The sequence below is a fragment of the Pseudomonas sp. GL-RE-29 genome (assembly GCF_019947275.1).
Taxonomy (GTDB): domain Bacteria; phylum Pseudomonadota; class Gammaproteobacteria; order Pseudomonadales; family Pseudomonadaceae; genus Aquipseudomonas; species Aquipseudomonas fluorescens_A.
Genome location: NZ_JAGYGD010000004.1, coordinates 86,326 through 111,759, shown reverse-complemented (window position 1 = coordinate 111,759; position 25,434 = coordinate 86,326). Strand labels below are relative to the sequence as shown.

Below are 25,434 nucleotides of genomic sequence, written 5' to 3'. Positions count from 1 at the left end.
TGTTCTCAAAAAAGTATGAGATTGTTCCAGTTAAATATAAAAAGTTGTACACATAATCTTTGCTGCACTGTTAAGGGCTTTGTTTTCCGTGGCGAGGGAGCTTGCTCCCACTCGGCTGCGAAGCAGTCGCAAAATCAGCCAATACGATCTGTCTGGAAAATGCAGGGGGCCACTTCGCGCCCCAGCGGGAGCAAGCTCCCTCGCCACAAAAAGCTGTGCCGCGCTGAATCTATCCTCTTGCCTATACTTGTTTTTCTATAACAAAACACATGACCAGAGGGCTGCGCCATGGACCACCTCGTACTCACCGTTTTTGCACCGGACAAGCCAGGGCAGGTCGAGCGCATTGCCCAATGCATTGCCGAGCAGGGCGGCAATTGGCTGGAAAGCCGCATGTCGCGCATGGCCGGGCAATTCGCAGGGATTCTTCGGGTGGGCGTGCCGGCAGAAGCCTACGATTCGCTGGTCGATGCCCTACAGGCGTTGTCGGCCCATGGCATTCGCGTGTTGATCGCCGAAAGCGGCATCGAACAATCGTGTACCTGGAAACCTATCGCCATGGAACTGGTGGGCAATGACCGGCCGGGGATCGTGCGGGATATCACGCGGTTGTTGAGTGAGCAGGGGGTGAACCTGGAGCGACTGGTGACTGAAGTGCGTCCGGCGCCGATGAGCAGCGAGCCACTGTTCCACGCCGAAGCGATTCTCGCGGTGCCGTTGACGTTGTCCCTGGACGTGCTGCAATCGCGCCTGGAAACCCTGGCGGACGACCTGATGGTCGAATTGGTACTGCGCAGCGAACCCTAAGGAGGTTATCCAAGTTAAACGTGCACCTGCCTGTGGATAACCTGTAGAGACAGCCCGCCAGGCCACGCCGGCCGGGGCTTTTCAGGATCTGATCAAAAAACCAGCAGTTTCAGTAACTTGCACACAAACGGCGGGGATCACGCTGTGGATAACCTTGGGAAGGAACGATGCAGGCCACGGATGACGTGGCCTGTAGAGGATTGTATCTTTTTTGATCAGTTGCGGCGGCGCAGGCTTACCCATGCATCGATGCTGTAAACCGCCAGACCGGCCCAGATAAAGATGAACGCCACCAGGGTGCTGGACGACAAGTGTTCGCCAAACAGCAGCACGGCTTGCAACAGCACTAATGTAGGCGCCAGGTACTGGAGAAATCCCAATGTGGTGTAGGGCAAATGCCGTGCAGCGGCGTTGAAACATACCAGCGGCACCAACGTCACCGGGCCGGCGGCCACCAGCCACCAGGCTTCGGACGTGGTCCAGAATTCAGGTTGAGCGCTTGCTGCCGTCGGATTAAACAGCAGCCAAGCGACCGCAATCGGCACCAGCATCCAGGTTTCCACCACCAGCCCAGGCAGAGCCTTGACCGGCGCTTGCTTGCGAATCAGCCCGTAGAAACCGAAGGTCAACGCCAGCACCAGCGAAACCCACGGCAGGCTTCCGACTTGCCACACCTGTTGCGCCACGCCCACCGCCGCCAGACCCACCGCAATCCACTGCATGCGCCGCAGCCGTTCGCCGAGGATCAGCATGCCCAGCAGCACGTTCACCAGGGGATTGATGTAGTAACCGAGACTGGCTTCCAGCATGCGTCCGTTGTTCACCGACCACACATACGTCAGCCAGTTGGCCGCGATCAGCGTGCCGCTCAGGGCCAGGATTGCCAGGCGTTTCGGGTTCTCCCGCAGTTCGCGCCACCAGCCCGGATGTTTCCAGACCATCAGCAGCAACGCGCCGAACAGCGCAGACCAGAGCACGCGATGGATGATGATTTCCACGGCGGGCACGCTGGCGATGGCTTTGAAGTAGAGCGGGAAAAGTCCCCAGATGATGTAGGCACTCAGGCCCAGGATGTACCCGCGACGCGGGTTGGCGGCTTGCATGCAGAATCCTTGCTTAGGCAGCTAACAAAGAGGGGATTGTAGGGCGGTTGTATAGAAGTGTCGCTTCTGAAAAGCAAAAGATCGCAGCCTTCGGCAGCTCCTACAGGGCAATGGTGTACACCTGTAGGAGCTGCCGAAGGCTGCGATCTTTTGATCCTGGATTAAAAAAGTTTCAGGGGTTCTTCATTGAGGGCGGCGAGTTGTTCGCGCAACGCCAACACCTGATCGCCCCAATAACGCTCCGTCCCAAACCACGGAAAACTGCGCGGGAACGCCGGGTCATCCCAGCGCCGTGCGAGCCAGGCGCTGTAGTGCATCAGGCGCAGGGCGCGCAGCGGTTCGATGAGCGCCAATTCCCGCGGGTCGAAGTCGTGGAATTCGTTATAGCCGTCCATCAATTCCGACAACTGTCCGAGACATTCCTGACGGTCGCCGGCAAGCATCATCCAGATGTCCTGCACCGCCGGTCCCATGCGACAGTCGTCGAGGTCGACGATGTGGAACATCTCGTCGCGGCACATCATGTTGCCGGGGTGGCAGTCGCCGTGCATGCGGATGTTCTGGTGCGGCGTGTTGCTGTAGGCATCTTCCACACGCTTGAGCAGATCACGGGCCACCGACTCGTAGGCCGGCAGCAGGCTGCGGGGGATGAAATTGCCTTCCAGCAAGGTCGTGAGCGAGTCATGACCAAAATTCTTCACCGCCAGCGCTTCACGGTGTTCGAAGGGCTTGGTGGCGCCAACGGCGTGCAGGCGACCGAGCAATTGCCCCAGGCGATACAGCTGATCGAGGTTGCCCGGCTCCGGCGCGCGCCCGCCTCTACGTGGGAACAAGGTGAAACGGAAACCGTTATGTTCGTGCAGGGTTTCGCCGTTGTGGATCAGCGGCGCAACGACCGGCACCTCGACCTCGGTGAGTTCGAAGGTGAATTGGTGTTCTTCCAGGATCGCTTCGTTGGTCCAGCGCTGAGGGCGGTAGAACTTGGCGATCAGCGGCTCGGAGTCTTCGATGCCGACCTGATAGACGCGGTTTTCGTAGCTGTTGAGCGCCAGAATGCGGGCGTCGCTGAGGAATCCGATGCTTTCGACGGCATCGAGCACGAGGTCTGGGGTGAGCGTTTCAAACGGGTGGGCCATGCTGACTCCTGCGCGCAGCAGGCTGCTGCGTCCGGCCAGGCATGGTAGCGCAGACGAGGCTCCTTTAGTGGCTGGGCTTGAGATGTATGGTGTCTGGGCTGACGCTTTCGCGGGCAAGCCCGCTCCCACAGTGATCTCCAGTGTGTGACAGATAGTGTGCACACCCTGGAACCCTGTGGGAGCGGGCTTGCCCGCGATGAGGCCGGATCAGGCGCCGACGATCCCGCCATCTTCCCGGCTAATCGCAATCACCGAGGACCGCGGCTTACCGTTGGGCAAATGCTCGGGAAAGGTCGAACCACCGTTCTCCCCCGGATGCTGAATCCCGATAAACAAGGTCTTCTGATCCGGCGAGAAACTGATCCCCGTCACTTCGCAACCAATCGGCCCGACCATGAACCGACGAATCTCCCCGTTGACCGGGTCGGCGCACAGCATCTGGTTATCGCCCATGCCGGCGAAGTCACCAGCATTGCTCGAATCGCCGTCGGTTTGAATCCACAACCGCCCGGCATCATCGAACGCCAGTCCATCCGGGCTATTGAACATGTTCTGCGGGGTGATGTTCGACGATCCGCCCTTCGGTGTGCCGGCATGCACTTGCGGGTTGCCAGCAACCACAAACAAATCCCAGGCAAAGGTTTTCGAACCGTGATCGTCACCGCCGGTGCGCCAACGCAAGATCTGCCCGTAGACGTTCTTCTCGCGCGGGTTCGGCCCGCCCACCGGTTGGCCGTCTTCGCCGCGTTTGGCGTTGTTGGTCAACGTGCAATAAACCTGGCCGTCCTTGGGGCTGACGACGATCCATTCCGGACGGTCCATGCGCGTGGCCTTCACTACGCTGGCGGCGAGGCGCGCGTGAATCAGCACCTCGGCCTGATCGGCAAAACCGCTGCTGGCGTCGATGCCGTTTTTACCGTGGCTCAGTTCGATCCATTCGCCCTGGCCTTTCGGGTGATCGGCGTTGCCGTCGCCCGCATCGAAGCGCGCTACGTACAAGGTGCCGTGGTCCAGCAGGTCGCGGTTGGCCTTGGGGTTTTTGTGGTCGATCTTGTCGCGGCTGACGAATTTGTAGATGAACTCGCCGCGCTCGTCGTCGCCCATGTACACCACGGCGTGGCCGTCAGCGGTTTCCGCCAGGGCTGCGTTTTCGTGTTTGAAGCGGCCCAGCGCGGTGCGTTTGACCGGAGTCGACTGCGGGTCGAACGGGTCGATCTCCACCACCCAGCCGTGACGGTTGAGTTCGTTGGGGGTTTTCGCCAGGTCGAAACGCGGGTCGTGCTGATGCCAGTTGATCTCTTTGCTGGTCGCCACCACGCCGTAGCGTTTCTGTGGCGCATCGAACTTCTGTTCGGCGTTGCTGCTGCCGAAGCAATCGGTGAAATTCTCTTCGCAGGTCAGGTAGGTGCCCCACGGCGTCTTGCCGTTGGCGCAGTTCTGGAACGTGCCGAGGACAGTTTTGCCGTGCGGATCGGCGCTGGTTTTCAACAAGTCGTGACCGGCCGCCGGACCGCTGACGCTGATCGGCGAGTTGCCGTGGATGCGTCGGTTATAGGAAGAACCCTGGACGAATTGCCACTGGCCATTCGAGCGGTGCACTTCGATCACCGACACACCTTCGCAGGCCAGAGCCTTGTGCACGTCTTCGGCCGATTGCGGCATGCCGCCGTGCGGGTAGAGGTAGCGGTAATTGGTGTATTCGTTGTTGATCGCCATCAACGCGCGGTTGTTGTCGCCGGGGAAGGCGAACAGGCTCATGCCATCGTTGTTGTCGCCGAACTGGAGTTCCTGATGCTCTGCGCTGCCGTTGCCACTCGGGTCGAACGCCGGGCCATTTTTGTGCAGTGGCTGGCCCCAGCTGATCAATACCGAAGACTTGTAACCCGGCGGCAGGCTGATGCTGTCGCTGGTGGCGGCGGGGATGCTGTCGAAACCCAATAACCGGCTGGTGCCGGCGCTGACACTGGCGGCCAGCACGCTGCGACTCAGCAGGTTGCCGCCGAGAAACATCGCGGCGCCGCACAGGGCGCCGGCGCTGATAAAACCACGACGGCTGAGGCCGACCATTTGTTCGAGGTCGGTGGATTGGTTTTCTTCTAATAGGCTCACATCAGGCTCCCTGCGATTTTTGCAGTCACCTTAATGATCAGTGATGAAGGTTTTGTTGCAGTTGCGTTTACAGCGGTGTGCCAAGTAACACGTTGGACGGTGAGAACTGCGCGCGCACCGGTTGACCGGGATTCAGCTTGCGGGACCGCAGGTGCCCGGGCTCGGCCAGCGCGCAGAGTGTCTGGCGGTTGGGCAGGCCGATGCGTACTTCGCTGGGGCCGTCTTCGGCGTCGAGAATTTCTTCGATGATCCCGGTCAGGCAATTGTGTCCGGGCGTTGCTTCATCCTCGGAACCGAGCACGTCGAGCCAGCCTGCCTTGATCAGGGCCACGACTTCGGTCCCCGGTTGCAGGTCCAGACGCAGGGTGCTGTCGTGAGTGATTTGCGCATCGATGCTCAAGCCTTCGGCCAGTTCCAGGCGAATCCGGTCGTTGTGGCCCTGGGTTTCGATGGCGGCGACTTTGCCGTGCAATTGATTACGCGCGCTGGTGCGCAGCATCAAGCGGCCCAGCAGGTCGAGGTCGCTGGCCTCTTCGGCGGCCTCCAGCACCTGAGCCTGCAACGCTTGCAGCTTTTGATACAGGCGCAACACGCGCTCGCCTTCGGTGGACAACTTGGCACCGCCCCCGCCCTTGCCGCCGACCACGCGCTCCACCAGCGGTTTTTGCGCGAGGTTGTTCAGCTCGTCGATGGCATCCCACGCCGCTTTGTAACTCAGGCCCGCGCTTTTCGCGGCGCGGGTGATCGAGCCCTGTTCCGCGACGTGTTGCAGCAGGGCGATGCGTTGCGGGCGGCGGACAATGTGCTGGGACAACAACGTGGGCAAGGACATGGCAAGGCGCTTTGGCTGTGACGATGGTGAGGACGTTGGCGGCTCGGGGGCCGGGAGTCAAGTCAGGAGGACTCGCCGGGTTTGGGGGTGCGAGCCAGGCAATAGACATCGACCCGCGACGCACCCGCGTCGACCAACCGGCGTGCGAGCGCTTGCGCCGTGGCGCCGGTCGTGAGCACGTCGTCCACCAGCGCGAGGTGTCGACCCGCGACAGCGGCTTCGGGCATGAGGGCGAAGGCGTTGCGCAGGTTTTTTCTGCGAGCTTCGGCATTGAGATCCTGTTGTGCGTCGGTGTCTTGCGTCCTCGACAGCAACCGTTCGTCGCAAGGAATATGCAGTCGTTCACTGAGCCAGCGCGCCAACATCGCTGCCTGATTGAACCCTCGTTTGCGCAAGCGTCGGGTGGCCAGCGGCACCGGGACCAGGGCATCAGGTCGTGGCAGGTCATCGTCGAAGCGATGTTGCAGGGATTGAGCGAGAAGTTCGCCGAGCAGGTGGCCAAACGGCCATTTAGCGTTGTGTTTGAAGCGAGTAATCAGGCTGTCGACCGGGAAGCCGTATATCCAGGGTGCAACGACCCGCTCGAAGGACGGTGGTTGCTTCAGGCATTGGCCGCACGTCAGGCCGGCGGCGGGCAAGGGCAGGGCGCAAGTCTGGCAGTGATCGCCGAGCCAGGGCAGTTCGGTTTCGCAGGCCATGCAAATGGGCGTGGCGCTATCCGCAGGTTCATCGCACAAAAAACAGGTTTGTTCGTTTTTTAACCAGATGTAAACCGGCCATTTGTATCGTGGTTGACAGCGCATCACTCTTCCTTAAATATGCCAAACATCCGTGTCGCGACTGTGGGTATTCCGTCCCCAGCGCCAGCCAAGCATAAAACAAAGGAAACGCCCATGAGCGCCAGCACCTCTGCAACCCTGCGTCATGACTGGTCTTTAGCCGAAGTCAAAGCGCTCTTCGTTCAGCCATTCAACGACCTGTTGTTCCAGGCTCAGACGGTGCACCGCGCGCATTTCGACGCCAACCGCGTCCAGGTATCGACCCTGCTGTCGATCAAAACCGGCGCCTGCCCGGAAGATTGCAAATATTGTCCGCAGTCCGGTCACTACAACACCGGCCTGGAAAAAGAAAAGCTGATGGAAGTGCAGAAAGTCCTCGAAGAGGCCGCACGCGCCAAGGCCATCGGTTCGACCCGTTTCTGCATGGGCGCGGCGTGGAAGCACCCGTCGGCCAAAGACATGCCGTACGTGCTGAAGATGGTCGAAGGCGTGAAGGCCCTTGGCTTGGAAACCTGCATGACCCTCGGTCGTCTTGATCAGGACCAGACCGAAGCGCTGGCCAAGGCTGGCCTGGACTACTACAACCACAACCTCGATACCTCGCCCGAGTTCTACGGCAGCATCATCACCACCCGTACGTACAGCGAGCGTCTGCAAACCCTGGCCTACGTGCGTGATTCGGGGATGAAGATCTGCTCCGGCGGCATTCTCGGCATGGGCGAGTCCCTCGATGACCGCGCCAACCTGCTGATCCAGCTCTCCAACCTGCCCGAGCATCCGGAGTCGGTGCCGATCAACATGCTGGTGAAAGTCGCCGGTACGCCGCTGGAAAACGCTGAAGACGTCGACCCGTTCGACTTCATCCGCATGCTCGCCGTTGCGCGGATCCTGATGCCGAAATCCCACGTGCGCCTGTCCGCCGGCCGCGAAGCGATGAACGAGCAGATGCAGGCCCTGGCCTTCTTCGCTGGCGCCAACTCGATTTTCTACGGCGACAAACTGCTGACCACTGCAAACCCGCAGGCCGACAAGGACATGCAACTGTTCTCGCGCCTGGGCATCCTGCCGGAAGCCCGCGAAGAGCACGCCGACGAAGTGCACCAGGCCGCGATCGAACAGGCGCTGGTGGAGCAGAAGAGCAGCGAGCAGTTCTACAACGCCGCCGTTTAATCAATGCTGAACCTGTAGGAGCCGGCTTGCTGGCGATGGCATCACCTCGGTCATTCAGGCAAACCGAGACGATGCCATCGCCCGCAAGCCGACTCCTGCGATCTGACTTTCGAGGCCTGCATGTCTTTCGATCTCGCCGCACGCCTTGCTGCCCGTCGTGCCGAAAACCTCTACCGCCAGCGTCCACTGCTCGAAAGCCCACAAGGCCCGGAAGTGGTGGTCGATGGCCAGTCGCTGCTGGCGTTCTGCAACAACGATTACCTGGGCCTGGCCAATCATCCGCAAGTGATTGAAGCCTGGCGCGCTGGCGCGTTGAAGTGGGGCGTTGGTGGCGGGGCGTCGCATCTGGTCATCGGTCATAGCGGCCCGCATCACGCGCTGGAAGAAGCCCTCGCCGACCTGACCGGTCGCCCGCGCGCCTTGTTGTTTACTACTGGTTACATGGCCAACCTCGGCGCAGTTACCGCGTTGGTGGGGCAGGGCGATACGGTGCTGGAAGACCGGCTCAACCACGCCTCGTTGCTCGATGCTGGGCTGTTGTCCGGCGCGCGCTTCAATCGCTATCTGCACAACGACGCGACGAGCCTGGCCAAGCGACTCGAGAAAGCCACCGGCAACACATTGGTGGTCACCGACGGCGTGTTCAGCATGGACGGCGATATCGCTGACTTGCCGGCGCTGGCCCGGGAAGCCAAGGCCAAGGGCGCGTGGCTGATGGTCGATGATGCCCACGGTTTCGGTCCGCTGGGTGCGCATGGCGGCGGGATCGTCGAGCATTTCGGCTTGAGCCAGGCCGACGTGCCGGTGCTGGTCGGCACCCTCGGCAAAGCGTTTGGAACGGCAGGTGCCTTCGTTGCCGGCAGCGAAGAGCTGATCGAAAGTCTGATCCAGTTCGCCCGCCCCTACATCTACACCACCAGCCAGCCTCCGGCGCTGGCCTGCGCCACGCTGAAAAGCCTGGAGCTGCTGCGCAGCGAGCATTGGCGTCGCGAGCACCTGAAAACGCTGATCCGCCAATTCCGTCAGGGCGCCGAGCAGATCGGCCTGGAGCTGATGGACAGCTTCACGCCGATCCAGCCGATCATGATCGGCGACGCCGGGCGCGCGGTGCGTTTGTCGCAGATGCTGCGCGAACGCGGTCTGATGGTGACCGCAATCCGCCCGCCGACCGTGCCCGCCGGCAGCGCCCGTCTGCGCGTGACCCTGACGGCCGCCCACAGCGAAGCACAGGTGCAGCTATTGTTAGAAGGATTGGCCGATTGTTTTCAACAACTTGGAGCGGAGCCGAGCCATGCGTGATCGACTGATTCTGCTGCCCGGCTGGGGGCTCGGAATTTCACCGCTGGAGCCATTGGCGGCAGCGTTGCAGGGGCTGGATGAACACCTGCGGGTGGAAATCGAGCCGTTGCCTGAACTGGAGTCGAGCGATCTGGAAGAATGGCTCGACGAACTCGATTCGACGGTGCCGCAGGACGCCTGGCTCGGCGGTTGGTCCCTTGGCGGCATGCTCGCGTCCGAGTTGGCAGCACGTCGTGGTGACCGTTGCTGTGGTTTGTTCACCTTGGCCAGCAACCCTTCCTTTGTCGCTCATGAGCAGTGGCCGAGCGCGATGTCCGGCGAGACTTTCGATGCGTTTCTGGCAGGTTGCGCGGCCGACCCGCGCACGACGCTGAAACGCTTTTCGCTGCTCTGCGCGCAAGGCGCCGAAGACCCGCGCGGGTTGTCGCGCTTGCTGCTGGGTGGCGCGCCACATACCGCGGCGCCGGTGTTGATGAAGAGTTTGGAGCTGCTCGCTCAACTGGATACGCGGCAAGCGTTGCAGGCATTTCGCGGTCCGCAACTGCATTTGTTCGCCGGCCTCGATGGGCTGGTGCCGGCCGAAGCGGCGGGCGACTTGCTGGCGTTGCTGCCGGATATCGAAATCGGTCTGATTGAACAGGCCAGTCACGCGTTTCTCCTGGAAGACCCCCACGGTGTGGCGGGGGCGATCCAGGCCTTTTTGCATGAGTCCGGTGATGACTGATTTATCCCTCCCCAACGTGCCCGGCGGTTTGCCCGACAAGCGCCAGGTCGCGGCATCCTTCTCCCGCGCGGCGGCAAGCTACGACAGCGTGGCTGAGCTGCAGCGTGATGTTGGCAGCCAATTGTTGAGCCGTTTGCCCAGTGATTTTGCGCCGACACGTTGGCTGGACCTTGGCTGTGGCACTGGGCATTTCAGCCGTGCGCTGGGCGAGCGGTTTGCCGATGGTCACGGCGTTGCACTTGATATCGCCGAAGGCATGCTCAATCACGCGCGGCCATTGGGCGGCGCCACGCACTTTATCGCTGGCGATGCCGAGCGTCTGCCGCTGCGCGATTCGACCTGCGACCTGATATTTTCCAGCCTGGCGGTGCAGTGGTGCGCGGACTTCGCCTCGGTGCTCAGCGAGGCCCATCGGGTGCTGAAACCGGGCGGGATTTTCGCATTTGCTAGTCTGTGTGTGGGCACGTTGATTGAACTGCGTGACAGTTGGCGTCAGGTGGATGGCATGGTCCACGTCAACCGCTTCCGTGAGTTCGGCGTTTATCAACAGTTGTGTGCGGACAGTGGGTTGCAGGCGCTGAGTCTGGAAACCCGTCCCCACGTGCTGCATTACCCGGACGTGCGCAGTTTGACCCATGAATTAAAGGCCTTGGGTGCGCACAATCTCAATCCCGGGCGGCCGGGCGGCTTAACCGGACGGGCGCGGATTCTGGGACTGATTGAGGCCTATGAGCAGTTTCGTCAGGCCCAAGGTCTGCCGGCGACTTATCAAGTGGTGTACGCCGTTATGGAGAAACCCTTATGAGCGCAGCCTATTTCATCACCGGCACTGACACTGATGTCGGCAAAACCACGGTGGCCGCCGGCCTGCTGTACGCCGCGCGTTCGGCGGGTCTGAGTACGGCGGCGGGTAAACCGGTCGCCTCCGGTTGCGACGCCACACCCAAGGGGTTGCGCAATGCCGATGCGCTGGCGCTGTTGGCGGAATGCTCGCTGCCGCTGACTTATGCGCAGGTCAACCCGGTGGCGTTCGAGCCGGCCATTGCTCCGCACTTGGCGGCGCGTGAGGCCGGAGTGGCGTTGACGGTGCAGTCGTTGTTGACGCCGATGCGGCAGATCCTCGACATGCAGGCCGATTTCACCTTGATCGAAGGCGCCGGTGGCTGGCGCGTGCCATTGGCGGACCAGGACAATCTGTCAGACCTGGCGATGGCCCTGGATTTGCCGGTGATTCTGGTGGTCGGTGTACGTCTGGGATGCATCAGCCATGCGTTACTGACGGCTGAGGCGATTGCCCGGGACGGTTTGCAACTGGCGGGGTGGGTGGCCAACATCATCGATCCGAAAACTTCGCGACTGGAAGAAAACCTCGCGACCCTCGCCGAGCGAATCCCGGCACCCTGCCTTGGGCGCGTGCCGAAACTCAAGGTGGTGACGGCCGAGGCGGTGGCGGAGCACCTGCAACTGGATTTGCTGGACTAGGCTTTGCCTATGACAAGGCACTGTGCCATTAGTGTTTTTGTCGGGTGTTTTGCGCGTGCGTCTGCTTCAATGATCGCTGTTGATCCTTTGCAAGGACGAGTTCTCCCATGGAAATCTCAGGAAACACCGCTTTTTATGCCGGTCTGAGCACTATTCAGACAGGGCAGAACCGGGTCGATCAAGCTGCCGGCCAGATCGCCAACAATACGATCGAGCGTTCGGTCACCAGTCAGTCCTCCGAGGTTCAGGTCGATCGTCTGCGTTCCGTGGATCGTAGCCAGCAATCGGACGTGGCCAGTAACGTTATCGAAATGTCCCAAGGCAAATTTCAAGTCGAACTGGGCGTCAAAGTCGCCAAGGCTTCCGATGAAGTGCTCGGTACGCTGATCGATACCTTCGCTTGATCATTCGCTGAATCCGCACCACTGACGCCGCGATTGTTCGCGGCGTTTTTCTGCGTAAGTCCTTCTTCCGTCACGAATCTTTCCTACTCTTAAGGTGTTGCGCAATCAACGGCGTTACGCCTCTGTGCGCGTCGCAATTGCTGGTGCGATGACGAGCGGCAAAAGATCGGCGCTTGACAAGGTTTAGGCGTAAACGTATGTTTCAAACAACTGTTTGATCGCAACAACAAATCAATGCGGTCGTTCATTCCCGGTTACATCAGCAGAGGTTTATCGCTATGCCTGACTACAAGGCCCCCTTGCGTGATATTCGCTTCGTTCGTGACGAACTGCTCGGCTACGAAGCGCACTATCAGAGCCTTCCGGCTTGCGCAGACGCAACTCCGGACATGGTTGACGCCATTCTCGAAGAAGGCGCCAAGTTTTGTGAGCAGGTGCTGGCTCCGCTGAACCGCGTGGGTGACACCGAAGGCTGCACCTGGAGCGAGTCCGGCGTTAAGACCCCGACTGGCTTCAAAGAAGCCTACAAGCAATTCGTTGAAGGCGGCTGGCCGAGCCTGGCCCACGACGTAGAGCACGGCGGCCAAGGCCTGCCGGAGTCCTTGGGTCTGGCTGTGAGCGAAATGGTTGGCGAGTCCAACTGGTCGTGGGGCATGTACCCAGGCCTGTCGCACGGCGCGATGAACACCATCTCCGAGCACGGCACGCCGGAGCAGCAACACGCCTACCTGACCAAACTGGTTTCCGGCGAATGGACCGGCACCATGTGCCTGACCGAACCGCACTGCGGCACCGACCTGGGCATGCTGCGCACCAAGGCCGAACCTCAGGCCGACGGTTCCTACAAAGTTTCCGGCACCAAGATCTTCATCTCGGCCGGTGAACACGACATGGCCGACAACATCGTCCACATCGTGCTGGCCCGCCTACCGGATGCACCGGCTGGCACCAAAGGCATCTCGCTGTTCATCGTGCCGAAGTTCCTGCCGAACGCAGACGGTTCGATCGGTGAGCGTAACGCGGTGTCCTGCGGTTCCCTCGAACACAAGATGGGCATCCACGGCAACGCCACTTGCGTGATGAACTTCGACGCGGCCACCGGTTTCCTGATCGGCCCGGCGAATAAAGGCCTGAACTGCATGTTCACCTTCATGAACACCGCACGTCTGGGTACCGCTTTGCAAGGTCTGGCCCACGCCGAAATCGGTTTCCAGGGCGGCCTGAAATACGCTCGCGATCGTCTGCAAATGCGTTCGCTGACTGGCCCGAAAGCGCCGGAAAAAGCCGCTGACCCGATCATCGTGCACCCGGATGTACGTCGCATGCTGTTGACCATGAAGGCATTCGCCGAAGGCAACCGTGCGATGGTTTACTTCACCGCCAAGCAAGTCGACATCGTCAAGTACGGCGTAGATGAAGAAGAGAAGAAGAAAGCCGACGCTCTGCTGGCCTTCATGACTCCAATCGCCAAAGCCTTCATGACTGAAGTCGGTTTTGAATCGGCTAACCACGGCGTGCAAATCTACGGCGGCCACGGCTTCATCGCCGAGTGGGGCATGGAACAGAACGTTCGCGACAGCCGCATTTCCATGCTGTACGAAGGCACCACCGGCATCCAGGCACTCGACCTGCTGGGCCGTAAAGTGCTGATGACTCAAGGCGAGGCTCTGAAAGGCTTCACCAAGATCGTCCACAAGTTCTGCCAGACCAACGAAGGCAACGAAGCGGTTCAAGAGTTCGTCGCTCCGTTGGCTGCACTGAACAAGGAATGGGGCGAGCTGACCATGAAGGTCGGTATGGCTGCCATGAAAGATCGCGAAGAAGTCGGCGCGGCCTCCGTGGACTACCTGATGTACTCCGGTTACGCCTGCCTGGCCTACTTCTGGGCTGACATGGCGCGTCTGGCTGCCGAGAAACTGGCTGCCGGCACTTCCGAAGAGGCGTTCTACACCGCCAAACTGCAGACTGCGCGCTTCTACTTCCAGCGCATTTTGCCGCGTACCCGCACTCACGTTGCAACCATGTTGTCGGGCGCCAACAACCTGATGGACATGAAAGAAGAGAACTTCGACCTGGGCTACTAAGCCATAACGAAGTCTTTATAAAAAACCGCTGCTCCTTCGGGAGTGGCGGTTTTTTTTGTGTTTGGCCCCAACTATGGCCCCCCATTCCCCAGCAGAAACGGTGTAGATCCTCTGCTGATCTTCGTATTTATTGATGCAAAATGTTTCAGTGGGGAGTGGCAAATTAATTGCACCACGCTGGTTAACCGGCGCTCACGAGACATCCTGTCCTGTTCAACGACGCCTCTCGCCCGGCGAACTTATAACAACAACAGTCAGGGTGAAGCACATGAACATCTGTCGACTTGTTCGTTTTACCGCCTGGTTATCCCTCTCTTTTTTGGCGGTCGATGCAATGGCTGCGACGCCTGCAGAAGTGGACCCGCCCATCCCCGAAGTGCCCAGCCTCCAATCGTTACGCGGCATGACCCCGCCTGACCCGTCGGGCACCGAAGGCGGACGCAAAGTCGACCTGATGACCGACTACGTGCTCAATCGCTCGGCGGCGATTCTCCTGGGCAAAGCGTTGTTCTGGGACATGGAGGTCGGCAGCGACAGCACCACCGCTTGCGCGTCTTGTCACTACCACGCCGGGGTCGATCACCGAACCACCAACCAGATCAACCCCGGTCAGGCGCACTCCAATGCCAACGTCGCGTCGATCTTCAACAAGCCGTTCGTGGCCTCCGACATTCCCGGCGACGTGCCGTCGTATACGACCAAGTCCGGAGGCAAGGGCGGCCCGAACTACTTGCTCAAGAAAACCGACTTTCCAACCCATGTGCTCGCTAATCCGCTGGATCGCAATTCGCTGATTCTCTACTCGACCGACGATGTGATCGGCTCCCAAGGCGTGTTCGACGCCAATTTCGTCAAGCCGAACCAAGCGCGATTCGACAAATGCACGCAGCAACCGGACGGTATTTTCCAGGTCGGCGGCATTAATGTTCGCCGCAGCACCGGACGTAACGCACCGTCGGTAATCAACGCCGCGTTCAACGTGCGCAACTTCTGGGATGGCCGGGCCAATAACGTGTTCAACGGCTTCTCGCCATTCGGCAACCGCGATCCCGATGCCGGAATCTATGTGACCAAGGACAACAGTGGCGTAGCGCTCAAAGTGCGGCTGGCGCTCAACGATGCCTCGGCCGCTTCCCAAGCGGTGGGACCTCCCGGCAGCTCTGTGGAAATGTCCTGCGGCGGTCGTACCTTTGCCGACATTGGCCGGCGCATGCTCGATACACTGATGCTCAAGCAGCAGCGGATTTCCTCCACCGATTCGGTGCTCGGCCCGGTTTCTGGAGCGCGCAGGCCCACTTATCGAGAGCTGATCAAAAACGCCTTCCAGCCACGGCTATGGAACGCCACGCAGCAAGTCCTGGTGGGCGGTGCGCCGTACGCCCAGATCGAAGCCAACTTCCCGCTGTTCTTCGGGCTGGCGATCCAGATGTACGAAGCTACGCTGGTTTCCGATCAGGCACCGCTTGATGCTTATTTGCAGGGCGACCATACGGCCATGAACGAGCAGCAAGTCCAAGGCATGAATCTGTTCCTGGGCAAGGGCAAGTGCGTCAATTGCCACGGCGGTGCGGAGCTGACCAACGCTGCCAGCCGTTTGCAGTTCCATCCCCGCGAGCGCATCGAGCGCATGGTCATGGCGGACAACCTGACCACGCTCTACGACAACGGCTTCTACAACACCGGCGTGCGCCCGACCTCGGAAGACCTGGCGCTCGGTGGCGCGGATGCCTGGGGCAATCCGTTGTCCTTTACCCGTCAGTACAACACCTTGCTGCAAGGTGGGAGAATTCCTGACCCGCTGGATGTCGATGTCTGCACCTTCGAAGCAGCCTTGAGTGCCGCGACTCCCTGCGATGCGACACTTCTGCCCAATGTCGGTTTTCGCGACGCGGTCGACGGCGCCTTCAAAACACCGACGCTGCGCAACATCGCGCTGACCGGGCCGTATTTCCACAATGGCAGCCGCTCGACGCTGAAACAGGTCATGGAGTTCTACAACCGTGGCGGCGACCGGCGCGGTGAGGATGCAAGCAACACCAGTGGCTTCGAACATCCGTCGGCCAATCAGCACAACGGCTCGAATCTCGATCCGGACATGACCAGTCTGAACCTGACCGCCGATGAAGTGGATGCCCTGGTCAAATTCATGGAGGTTGGCTTGACCGACCCGCGAGTCGCCTGGGAACGGGCGCCGTTCGATCATCCATCGCTGGTGCTTGCCCAGGGTCATGTGGGTGATGAAAACGCCGTTACACAAAAACCGGTCAGTCCAAAGATCACCACCCGGCAGGCACTGGACGCTACTTTCCAGCTCAAGCCGATCGGTGCCGAAGGGCGCAGGCCGGAAGAGGGTGCGTTGCAGCCGTTCAACAATGATCTCTAACGAGCTATCCCCTCGCGTCGCTGGCGACCCTGAATACGCCAGCGACGCCGTTTTAAAAAATACCTCAGCAAAACGCTCAGCAAATCAGGCGTTCTGCCGTTAAAGTGATGGGCACAATGCCATCAATTGCTATGACGGTCGGAGCTTTACCCTTGCCGCGTTCTTCCGCTGTACGTTTCAGTCATTTCCTGCCGTCGTTGCTGCTGTTGCTGGCGGGCCTTGCGGCTGCGTACGTCAAGGATCTGAATGTGTTCTTCACGTCGCTGTTCAACGTGCTGCCAACCCTGGTGCTGTTGCTCGGTGGTGCTTACTGTGCGGTTTACCGACGTCAGCGTGAGCTTTTTCTGATGGTCACGGTGTACATCGCCTACTTCCTGCTCGACACCCAGACCGACTATTACCGCGATAACGGCAAGGTGCGCGAAGACGCCGCGGTGGTCTTTCACCTGTGTTGCCTGTTGTTGCCACTGTTGTTTGGCGTATTCGCGGCGTGGCAGGAGCGTACGCATCTGTTCCAGGACATGGTGGCGCGCTTCGCCGTGTTGCTGGCAGTGGGCAGCGTGGCGTTGGGGCTTGAGCAAAGTTATCCCCAGCCGTTACTGATTTGGCTGTCGGAGATCCGCTGGCCGGCATTGCACGGCGCGTGGATGAGTCTGATCCAGTTGTCCTACCCGGTGTTCATCGCTGCGTTCCTGTTGCTGGCGTACCAGTATTGGCGCAACCCGCGACCGCTGCATGCCGCGCAATTGGTCGGGTTACTCGGGTTGTTCTGGATGTTGCCGAAAACCTTCATCCTGCCGTTCACTCTGAACATCATGTGCAGCCAGGTGATGCTGATGATCGCTGCAGCCGTGGCCCACGAGGCTTATCAAATGGCCTTCCGTGATGAGCTGACCGGTCTGCCGGGTCGCCGCGCCTTGAACGAGCGCATGCAGCGATTGGGGCGCAATTATGTGTTGGCCATGAGCGACGTCGACCACTTCAAGAAATTCAACGACACCCACGGTCACGACGTCGGCGACCAGGTGCTGCGACTGGTCGCCAGCAAGCTGTCGAAAATCGGCGGTGGCGGTAAGGCGTATCGCTACGGCGGCGAGGAATTTGCCTTGGTGTTTGCAGGAAAGACCCTCGAAGAGTGCATGCCGCACTTGGAAGTCATCCGCGAATCCATCGCGACCTACAACATCCACCTGCGTAATCAGGACAGCCGCCCGCAGGATGATAGTCAGGGTAGGCAGCGTCGCTCCGGTTCACATGCTTCGAGCGTGTCGGTCACCGTCAGTATCGGCGTTGCCGAACGCCTTGAGCAGCGCACGCCCGAAGAGGTGCTCAAGTCTGCGGACCAGGCGCTCTACAGCGCCAAAGGCGCCGGGCGAAACTGCGTGATGGCGTTCGGTCAGAACCGCCGGGGCGCTGTTCGGATGGACGCCGCTACGGTTGAGTGATGATGGCGCATTCAGCGTCTGGACTGTGATTGTGGGGTGTGGTCACCGGCAGTAGGTTGGAGCAATCTGCTGACGGAGAATGACCATGCCCGAGTACAAAGCTCCCCTGCGCGACATGCGCTTTCTGATCGACCAAGTCTTCGATTTTCACGGCAACTACGCGGCGCTGGGGGCTACTGACGCCAGCCCGGACATGGTCAGTGCGATCCTCGAAGAAGGCGCGAAATTCTGTGAGAACGTTCTGGCCCCGCTGAACCGCAGCGGTGACGAAGAAGGCTGCCATTTCGACAACGGCGTAGTAACAACGCCTACAGGCTTCAAGCAGGCTTTCGCACAATACGTTGAGGGCGGCTGGCATGGTCTGGCGGCTGATCCTGCATACGGTGGTCAGGGGCTGCCGAGCTCACTGGGACTGGTCATCAGCGAAATGGTCGGTTCCAGCAACACTTCCTGGGGCATGTATCCGGGCCTGACTCACGGCGCCATGTCGGCGATTCACGCCCATGGCACCGAAGAACAGAAACAAACTTACCTGAGCAAACTCACCGCCGGCCAATGGACCGGCACCATGTGCCTGACCGAAGCCCATTGCGGTACCGACCTGGGCATCATCAAAACCCGCGCCGTGCCTCAGGCCGACGGCAGTTACGCGATCTCCGGCAGCAAGATTTTCATCTCGGCCGGCGAGCACGACATGAGTGCCAACATCATTCACCTGGTACTGGCGAAACTGCCGGACGCACCCGCCGGGACCAAAGGCATTTCGCTGTTTATCGTGCCCAAGTTCCTGCCCGACGCCGAAGGTGAAGCGGGTGAGCGCAATGGCGTTTCCTGCGGCTCGATCGAGCACAAGATGGGCATCAAGGCGTCGGCCACTTGCGTGCTGAACTTTGACGGGGCCAAGGGCTTTTTGATCGGTGAACCGAACAAGGGCCTGAACTGCATGTTCACCATGATGAACCATGCACGCCTGGGCACCGGCATGCAGGGTTTGTGTCTGGGCGAGGCGAGTTTCCAGGGCGCGATAAAATACGCCAACGACCGCTTGCAGATGCGCTCTCTGACCGGCCCGAAAGCGCCGGAGAAAGCCGCCGACCCGATCATCGTGCATCCGGATGTGCGGCGGATGCTGCTGACCATGAAAGCCTTCAACGAAGGCAATCGCGCGCTCACTTACTTCACTGCGCAGTTGCTGGACGTTGCGCACTTGAGCGCGGATGAAACGGCGCGCCAGGACGCTGAAGACTTGCTGGCGTTCCTGACGCCAATCTGCAAAGCCTTCATGACGGAGACCGGTCTGGAGGTAACGAACCACGGTATGCAGGTGTTCGGTGGCCACGGCTTTATTCGTGAATGGGGCATGGAACAACTGGTTCGCGACTGCCGGATCGCACCGATTTACGAGGGCACCAACGGCATTCAGGCGCTGGACTTGCTTGGGCGTAAAGTGCTCGGCAGTCAGGGCAAACTGCTGCGCGGCTTCACCAAAGTCGTTCACAAGTTTTGTGCGGCGAACGCTGAGCATCCGCAGTTGGCCAGTTATGTGGCGCAACTTAATGAGCTGAATCAGCAGTGGGGCGAGCTGACCACCAAAGTCGGCATGGCCGCGATGAAAAATCCGGATGAAGTGGGCGCCGCGTCGGTCGATTACCTGATGTACAGCGGTTACATCATCCTCGGCTACTTGTGGTTGCGCATGGCGTTGGTGGCGCAGGCTCAGTTGGATTCGGGCAGCGGTGATGCCGATTTCTATAAGGCTAAACTGGCGACAAGCGAGTTTTACTTCAAGCGTTTGCTACCACGTACTGCCGCTCATCGGGCAGCAATCGAGGCAGGCAGCGATTGCCTGATGAAGCTGCCCGCGGAGTTGTTCGCGCTTTAGTCTTTTAAAATGAATCACAAAGGAAGCTCGCGAAACTGCGGGCTTTTTTTATGACTAAATAGTCAGTGACCAAACATTACAAAACGGTCACTGGCTGACCCTATGTGTCGCAAAAGTTGTTGGGTTACACTCGGGCCCAACGAAAACACCATTCCTATGAATCACCTGTTTAGATCTTGCGAGGTTTGCCATGGCTGACTACAAAGCGCCCCTGCGCGATATGCGCTTCGTCCTCAATGAAGTTTTCGAGGTCGCCAAACTCTGGGCCGAGTTGCCTGCACTGGCTGAGACCGTTGATGCGCAAACCGTCGAAGCCATTCTTGAAGAAGCCGGCAAGGTCACCAGCAAAAGCATCGCACCCCTGAGCCGTGCGGCTGACGAAGAAGGTTGCCACTGGGCGGACGGTGCCGTCACCACGCCGGCAGGTTTCCCACAGGCTTATCAGACTTACGCTGAAGGCGGCTGGGTCGGCGTCGGTGGCGATCCAGCCTACGGCGGCATGGGCATGCCCAAGGCGGTTTCGGCGCAGGTCGAAGAAATGGTCAACTCGGCCAGCCTATCGTTCGGTCTGTATCCGATGCTGACCGCCGGCGCATGTCTGTCGATCAACGCCCACGCCAGCGAAGAACTGAAGGCCGCGTACCTGCCGAACATGTACGCCGGTGTCTGGGCCGGTTCCATGTGCCTGACCGAGCCACACGCCGGCACCGACCTGGGCATCATCCGCACCAAGGCCGAGCCTCAGGCCGACGGTTCCTACAAGGTCAGCGGCACCAAGATCTTCATCACCGGTGGCGAACACGACCTGACTGAAAACATCATTCACCTGGTGCTGGCCAAACTGCCAGACGCACCGGCCGGTCCGAAGGGTATTTCGCTGTTCCTGGTGCCGAAGTTCATGGTCAACGCCGATGGCAGCCTGGGCGCGCGTAACCCGGCCAACTGTGGCTCGATCGAACACAAAATGGGCATCCAGGCGTCCGCCACTTGCGTGATGAACTTCGATGAAGCGGTGGGTTATCTGGTCGGCGAGCCGAACAAAGGCCTGGCGGCGATGTTCACCATGATGAACTACGAGCGTCTGGGTGTCGGTATCCAGGGTCTGGCGACCGGCGAGCGCTCGTATCAGAACGCTGTTGAATACGCTCGTGATCGTCTGCAAAGCCGTTCGCCAACTGGCGCGCAGAACAAGGACAAAGTGGCCGATCCGATCATCGTCCACCCGGACGTGCGTCGCATGCTGCTGACCATGAAAGCTTCGAACGAAGGCGGTCGTGCCTTTTCGACTTACGTGGCCATGCAACTGGACACCGCCAAGTTCAGCGAAGACGCCACCACCCGCAAACGCGCGGAAGATCTGGTGGCGTTGTTGACGCCAGTGGCCAAGGCGTTCCTGACCGACCTGGGTCTGGAAACCACCGTTCACGGCCAGCAGGTGTTCGGCGGTCACGGTTACATCCGTGAGTGGGGCCAGGAGCAACTGGTACGCGACGTGCGCATTACTCAGATCTACGAAGGCACCAACGGCATTCAGGCGCTGGACCTGGTGGGTCGCAAGATCGTCGGCACCGGCGGTGCGTTCTACAACCTGTTCGCTGACGAAATTCGTCACTTCACCGCCACCGCGAGCGCTGACCTGGCGGAGTTCACCAAGCCACTGAACGATGCCGTCACCACCCTCGACGAACTGACTGCGTGGCTGCTGGATCGGGCCAAATCCAACCCGAATGAAATCGGCGCGGCGTCGGTCGAGTATCTGCAAGCGTTCGGTTACACGGCTTACGCTTACATGTGGGCACTGATGGCCAAAGCGGCTTTCGGCAAAGAAGGGCAGGACGATTTCTACGCGAGCAAACTGGGTACCGCGCGGTTCTATTTCGCTCGCCTGCTGCCGCGGATTCACTCGTTGAGCGCGTCGGTGAAAGCCGGTAGCGAGTCGCTGTTCCTACTGGACGCCGCACAGTTCTGACAATGTAACGTCATGTAAGCATTCTCTTACATGACGTGCTGCTGTTCTCCCATAGAAGCAGATTGGATCCACGGCTAATCTACTTCACATGGACGTAGCGCAGGAAGCGCAAAGCAACAACACGGACACGTAGGATTCTGCCAGGGTGGCGGAGTGAAATGGATGTCAGGGAAACAGTCTGCAAAGCCCCGCTTCGGCGGGGTTTTCTTATGCCTGCGAAAAAGTATTCAGCTCAGCCCATCCAGCGCCGGCGGGCTGTTCAAGCGCTCATCAGGCCGATTCATCACTTCCTCCAGCAATGTCTGCAACAACGCCAATGAGGCCTGTTGCCGTTGCACATCGCGACACACCAATCCGACTTTCAACGGCACCCGCGGTTCGCTCAGGGGTTTCCACAGCAGATCTTCATTGCCATGCGCCTTTTGCGAGCGACCAGGTAGCACAGTCGCCAACCGTGTGTGCGGCAAGCTGTCGAGAATCCCGGCCATGTTGTTCAGTTCGGCCTGGACCTGCGGCCGTCGCCCGAGGTTGGCCAACTGCGATTGCCAAATCTGCCGCACTTGAAACTCTTCACCCAATAGCAACATCGGCAACTCGGCCGCCTGACTCATGGACACTTTCTTGAATTCCCGCAGTGGATGGTCCGCCGGGATGACCAGGGTCAGCTCGTCTTCGTACAACATCACACCATGCAGCCCCGGTTGCCTTGGCGGCAGGTAGCTGATGCCGATGTCCAGCGAGCCATTGAGCAGTCGACGCTCGATCTCCAGGCCCGTCAATTCATAGATTTGCACCACCAGATGCGGTTGCGCCTTGCGCACCCGTTCGAGCATCTGCGGCACCAGGCTGGTATGCACCGTTTGCAACACGCCAATGGCCAGCGTTCGCAACGCTTGCCCCTTGAAGTTGCCCAGTGCCTCGCGCGCTCGTTGCAATCCATCCAGCAAGGGCAGGGCGTGGTTGTACAGCGTGTGGGCCGCCAAGGTCGGCAACAGGCGTTTACTGCTGCGTTCAAAAAGGCTCACATCGAGGTTTTGTTCGAGGTGACGGATCTGCTGGGACAGCGCCGGTTGCGAGATGGAGAGGCGCTCGGCAGCGCGGCCGACATGACCTTCTTCATACACCGCGACGAAATAACGCAGTTGCTTGAAATCCATAAGTAATGCTTATCGAAAATGCTCGGAAATCGAAATGGCTCAACGCCGTGGCAGCGCCTAGTCTAACCGCATTCACAAGGCTTACAGGGCCAAAGAACGCGATGAATACCGTTTGCTTCGATGGTGTTTACATAGGTAAGGCAAAAAACCTCAATCGAGGGTTGAACGCATGAGTCTGTTCAACCTGCGTCGTCATTCTCCGAGTCTGGATGATCTGCTGGAGGATGCTTTCTTTCCATCCAGGGACGACAACCTTTCAAGCGAGTGTCTGATGCCCGGTGTCGAGCGGCCGAAACAGGTTTTTGTCCGCGGCCAGGGTTCATGGTTGTGGGACAGCGACGACCGCGCCTATCTGGATTTCTCACAGGGTGGCGGGGCAAACAGCCTCGGTCATAGCCCCAAGGCGCTGGTCGACGCGATCTCGACGCAGGCCCAGTCGTTGATCAATCCCGGCTTCGGCCTGCATAACCGCGGCATGCTCAACCTCGCCGAGCGCCTGTGTTCAAGCACTGGAAGCGACCAGGCGTATTTGCTCAATACGGGTAGCGAAGCCTGCGAAGCGGCGATCAAACTCGCGCGTAAATGGGGTCAACAGCATCGCGGCGGCGCCTCGCGGATCATCGTCGCGAATAACGGCTGTCATGGTCGTAGTCTGGGGACGATTTCGGCGTCGGACAGTTCGACGCTGACCAACCGATTCGAGCCGCAGCTTCCGGGCTTCAACCATGTGCCGTTCAACGACCTTCCGGCGTTGCACGCGGCGGTGGATGCGCAGACTGTCGCGATCATGCTCGAACCGATCCAGAGCGATGCCGGGGTGATTCCGGCCACGGCGCATTACCTCAAAGGGGTCGAGCGCCTGTGTCGTGAACTCGGCATTTTGCTGATCTTCGACGAAGTGCAAACCGGCATCGGTCGCTGCGGCACCTTGCTTGCGGAACAGTCCTACGGCGTGCGCGCAGATATCGTCGTGCTCGGCAAAGGGTTGGGCGGTGGCGTGCCGTTGGCGGCATTGCTGGCGCGAGGTAAGGCATGTTGCTTCGACACGGGCGAAATGACTGGCACTCATCACGGCAATGCACTGATGACGGCGGCAGGTCTGGCTGTACTCGGTAGTGTGCAGGACAAGGGATTTATCGAACATGTCGAGGAATCCGCGCAGCACCTGCGCGAAGGCTTGCAGCGGTTGTCCCATCGCTATGACCACGGTGAACTACGCGGTCAAGGGCTGCTTTGGGGGCTGACGCTGTCCGACGATTCGGCGGGCGCTGTAGTCAAAGCGGCTTTGTACGAAGGCCTGTTGCTCAACGCTCCGCAACCCGATTGTCTGCGCTTCACCCCGGCACTGACCGTCAGCAAAACCAACATCGACGAAATGCTCCTGCGCCTGGCCCGCGCCTTCTCCCGTGTGCGCACCGCGCAATTGCAGTGCCGAAAAGGGATTGCCGTCTGATCAGACGCGCCCTACACAAATTCCGGAACCGTCTCGCGGTATAACGCATCGCCCCAGGCCTGATTCTTTTGGCGTGGGGCGTTTTTTTGTGGCTGGGTTTTGCCAAACGTATTTCGGCGCTTGAGGAACGCTTGAGTTGGTGGTTTTTTAGATAGCGCCGGCAAGGAGTGTCGGTGTCAGTGAACCATTGAAAAACTGGTTTTGAAATCTATACCACTGGGTGGTATGTTTTTGGAAGGGATGCCGATGTCAGTAAGGTTGTTCAAGACAAAGCGCTTTGCGGTGCTGGCCGGTAAGGCTTGGATTGGTGATGACGAGCTTCGGGAAGCATTCACCGAAACACTCAATGGGCAGGCGGACAATCTAGGCGGCGGGGTGTGGAAGAAGCGTTTGAATGCCAATCGCCATCGTTCGATTATCCTGGCCAAGGGCAGCCGTTTCTGGGTTTATCAGTTTCTGTATGCCAAGAAAGACCAGAGCAATATTGGTCCCAAGCAATTGACTGACTTACGCGAGTTGGCCAAGACATATGGAGGGCTGACTGAGTGGGAAGTCCAGCATTTGCTGGATATGAAGGAGTTTGTGGAGATACATCATGAGTAAAAAATTCAAAAGTGAAGTAGCGGAATCGATCCATGAATCGGCCAGTGCCTTGTACGCCATCGGCGCGATCAGCAAAGCGACCATGCGCGAATTCGACGAGTCATGTCTTGCAACGGTGCCTGACGCGATTCCGGCGGAGCAGATCAAGGCGCTACGCGAGCGCAACAATGTCAGTCAGCCGGTGTTTGCGCGTTACCTGAACACCAGCGCTTCCACAGTCAAGCAATGGGAAGCGGGGGCTAAACACCCCAGTGGCATGGCATTGAAGCTGCTGAGCATTGTCCAGAAACATGGCTTGGAAATATTGGCCTAGATAAGTTTGGCTGAACCCTGACCAACGGCACAGGTCGATTGTTTGTAAGGCTCGCACGAGCCGACCTCAATCAGGAGCTGACCCCATGGATTTCTTTCGCATCATCATCGCCATTCTATTGCCGCCACTGGGAGTGTTTTTGCAGGTGGGGTTTGGCGGGGCGTTCTGGCTGAATATTCTGCTGACGTTGTGCGGTTACATTCCGGGGATCGTGCATGCGGTATACATCATCGCCAAGCGCTGAGTTTTGTAGCGTCAGATAAATTGTGATCGCTGGCAAGCCAGCTCCTACAGGGAATC

At 59.5% G+C, this 25,434-nt stretch carries 22 protein-coding genes; 16 read left to right on the top strand and 6 right to left on the bottom strand.

The window, feature by feature from the left end; genetic code table 11:
• Positions 1-288: 288 nt before the first annotated feature.
• Positions 289-807, top strand: coding sequence for a glycine cleavage system protein R (locus KGB21_RS05295; protein ID WP_034147426.1), 519 nt, complete (start codon positions 289-291; stop codon positions 805-807).
• Positions 808-1,022: 215 nt separating this feature from the next.
• Here KGB21_RS05295 and rarD read toward each other — a convergent pair whose 3' ends face one another.
• The 5 genes from rarD to KGB21_RS05270 all read right to left on the bottom strand — a co-directional run bounded on the left by rarD (position 1,023) and on the right by KGB21_RS05270 (position 6,790).
• On the bottom strand, positions 1,023-1,910 hold the full coding sequence (gene rarD / locus KGB21_RS05290; RefSeq protein ID WP_034147425.1) for an EamA family transporter RarD: 888 nt from the start codon (positions 1,908-1,910) through the stop codon (positions 1,023-1,025).
• Positions 1,911-2,071: 161 nt separating this feature from the next.
• Complete coding sequence (locus KGB21_RS05285) at positions 2,072-3,046, bottom strand: serine/threonine protein kinase (RefSeq protein WP_034147424.1); 975 nt, start codon at positions 3,044-3,046, stop codon at positions 2,072-2,074.
• 207 nt (positions 3,047-3,253) lie between these two features.
• A complete protein-coding gene (locus KGB21_RS05280; RefSeq protein WP_223504047.1) occupies positions 3,254-5,155 on the bottom strand; it encodes a PhoX family protein in 1,902 nt (633 codons plus the stop codon).
• Between the two features lie 67 nt (positions 5,156-5,222).
• On the bottom strand, positions 5,223-5,987 hold the full coding sequence (locus tag KGB21_RS05275; RefSeq protein WP_223504046.1) for a TOBE domain-containing protein: 765 nt from the start codon (positions 5,985-5,987) through the stop codon (positions 5,223-5,225).
• Positions 5,988-6,049: 62 nt separating this feature from the next.
• Positions 6,050-6,790, bottom strand: coding sequence for a ComF family protein (locus tag KGB21_RS05270; RefSeq protein ID WP_223504044.1), 741 nt, complete (start codon positions 6,788-6,790; stop codon positions 6,050-6,052).
• A gap of 90 nt (positions 6,791-6,880) precedes the next feature.
• Here KGB21_RS05270 and bioB point away from each other — a divergent pair, with 90 nt between their 5' ends.
• The 11 genes from bioB (at position 6,881) to KGB21_RS05215 (ending at position 21,608) form a co-directional block, all read left to right on the top strand.
• The gene (gene bioB / locus KGB21_RS05265) at positions 6,881-7,936 is read left to right on the top strand and encodes a biotin synthase BioB (RefSeq protein ID WP_034147420.1); all 1,056 of its coding nucleotides are present in this window, start codon (positions 6,881-6,883) and stop codon (positions 7,934-7,936) included.
• A gap of 120 nt (positions 7,937-8,056) precedes the next feature.
• The gene (gene bioF, locus KGB21_RS05260; RefSeq protein WP_223504042.1) at positions 8,057-9,235 is read left to right on the top strand and encodes an 8-amino-7-oxononanoate synthase; all 1,179 of its coding nucleotides are present in this window, start codon (positions 8,057-8,059) and stop codon (positions 9,233-9,235) included.
• Positions 9,228-9,959, top strand: coding sequence for an alpha/beta fold hydrolase (locus KGB21_RS05255; protein WP_223504040.1), 732 nt, complete (start codon positions 9,228-9,230; stop codon positions 9,957-9,959). Before bioF ends, KGB21_RS05255 begins: the two co-directional genes overlap by 8 nt.
• Positions 9,952-10,764 (top strand): malonyl-ACP O-methyltransferase BioC, encoded by an 813-nt coding sequence (gene bioC / locus KGB21_RS05250; RefSeq protein ID WP_034147417.1) that lies wholly within the window; start codon positions 9,952-9,954, stop codon positions 10,762-10,764. Before KGB21_RS05255 ends, bioC begins: the two co-directional genes overlap by 8 nt.
• Positions 10,761-11,441 carry a dethiobiotin synthase gene (gene bioD / locus KGB21_RS05245; protein ID WP_223504038.1) on the top strand — a complete coding sequence of 227 codons (681 nt, stop codon included), beginning with the start codon at positions 10,761-10,763 and terminating at the stop codon, positions 11,439-11,441. The genes bioC and bioD overlap by 4 nt, the downstream gene beginning before the upstream one ends.
• 107 nt (positions 11,442-11,548) lie before the next feature.
• On the top strand, positions 11,549-11,845 hold the full coding sequence (locus tag KGB21_RS05240; protein ID WP_034147415.1) for a hypothetical protein: 297 nt from the start codon (positions 11,549-11,551) through the stop codon (positions 11,843-11,845).
• Positions 11,846-12,123: 278 nt separating this feature from the next.
• On the top strand, positions 12,124-13,929 hold the full coding sequence (locus KGB21_RS05235; protein WP_034147414.1) for a phenylacyl-CoA dehydrogenase: 1,806 nt from the start codon (positions 12,124-12,126) through the stop codon (positions 13,927-13,929).
• Between the two features lie 268 nt (positions 13,930-14,197).
• Positions 14,198-16,312: a cytochrome-c peroxidase gene (locus KGB21_RS05230; RefSeq protein ID WP_223504036.1), complete on the top strand. Its 2,115-nt coding sequence runs from the start codon at positions 14,198-14,200 to the stop codon at positions 16,310-16,312.
• A 152-nt stretch (positions 16,313-16,464) separates the two neighbouring features.
• Positions 16,465-17,757 (top strand): GGDEF domain-containing protein, encoded by a 1,293-nt coding sequence (locus tag KGB21_RS05225; RefSeq protein WP_034147412.1) that lies wholly within the window; start codon positions 16,465-16,467, stop codon positions 17,755-17,757.
• 85 nt (positions 17,758-17,842) lie between these two features.
• Complete coding sequence (locus KGB21_RS05220; RefSeq protein WP_223504034.1) at positions 17,843-19,639, top strand: acyl-CoA dehydrogenase C-terminal domain-containing protein; 1,797 nt, start codon at positions 17,843-17,845, stop codon at positions 19,637-19,639.
• Positions 19,640-19,829: 190 nt separating this feature from the next.
• The gene (locus KGB21_RS05215; protein WP_034147410.1) at positions 19,830-21,608 is read left to right on the top strand and encodes an acyl-CoA dehydrogenase C-terminal domain-containing protein; all 1,779 of its coding nucleotides are present in this window, start codon (positions 19,830-19,832) and stop codon (positions 21,606-21,608) included.
• Between the two features lie 227 nt (positions 21,609-21,835).
• Here the strand turns inward: KGB21_RS05215 and KGB21_RS05210 are convergent, their stop codons facing one another.
• Positions 21,836-22,765 (bottom strand): LysR family transcriptional regulator, encoded by a 930-nt coding sequence (locus KGB21_RS05210; protein WP_034147409.1) that lies wholly within the window; start codon positions 22,763-22,765, stop codon positions 21,836-21,838.
• A gap of 169 nt (positions 22,766-22,934) precedes the next feature.
• Between KGB21_RS05210 and KGB21_RS05205 the strand changes: the two genes are divergently transcribed.
• From KGB21_RS05205 to KGB21_RS05190, 4 genes are all read left to right on the top strand, one after another.
• Positions 22,935-24,218 (top strand): aspartate aminotransferase family protein, encoded by a 1,284-nt coding sequence (locus KGB21_RS05205; RefSeq protein WP_223504032.1) that lies wholly within the window; start codon positions 22,935-22,937, stop codon positions 24,216-24,218.
• A gap of 246 nt (positions 24,219-24,464) precedes the next feature.
• Positions 24,465-24,821, top strand: a complete 357-nt coding sequence (locus tag KGB21_RS05200; RefSeq protein WP_223504030.1) for a type II toxin-antitoxin system RelE/ParE family toxin — start codon at positions 24,465-24,467, stop codon at positions 24,819-24,821.
• On the top strand, positions 24,814-25,134 hold the full coding sequence (locus KGB21_RS05195; protein ID WP_034147408.1) for a helix-turn-helix domain-containing protein: 321 nt from the start codon (positions 24,814-24,816) through the stop codon (positions 25,132-25,134). The genes KGB21_RS05200 and KGB21_RS05195 overlap by 8 nt, the downstream gene beginning before the upstream one ends.
• A gap of 85 nt (positions 25,135-25,219) precedes the next feature.
• The gene (locus tag KGB21_RS05190; RefSeq protein WP_034147407.1) at positions 25,220-25,378 is read left to right on the top strand and encodes a YqaE/Pmp3 family membrane protein; all 159 of its coding nucleotides are present in this window, start codon (positions 25,220-25,222) and stop codon (positions 25,376-25,378) included.
• The last annotated feature ends 56 nt before the right edge of the window (positions 25,379-25,434 follow it).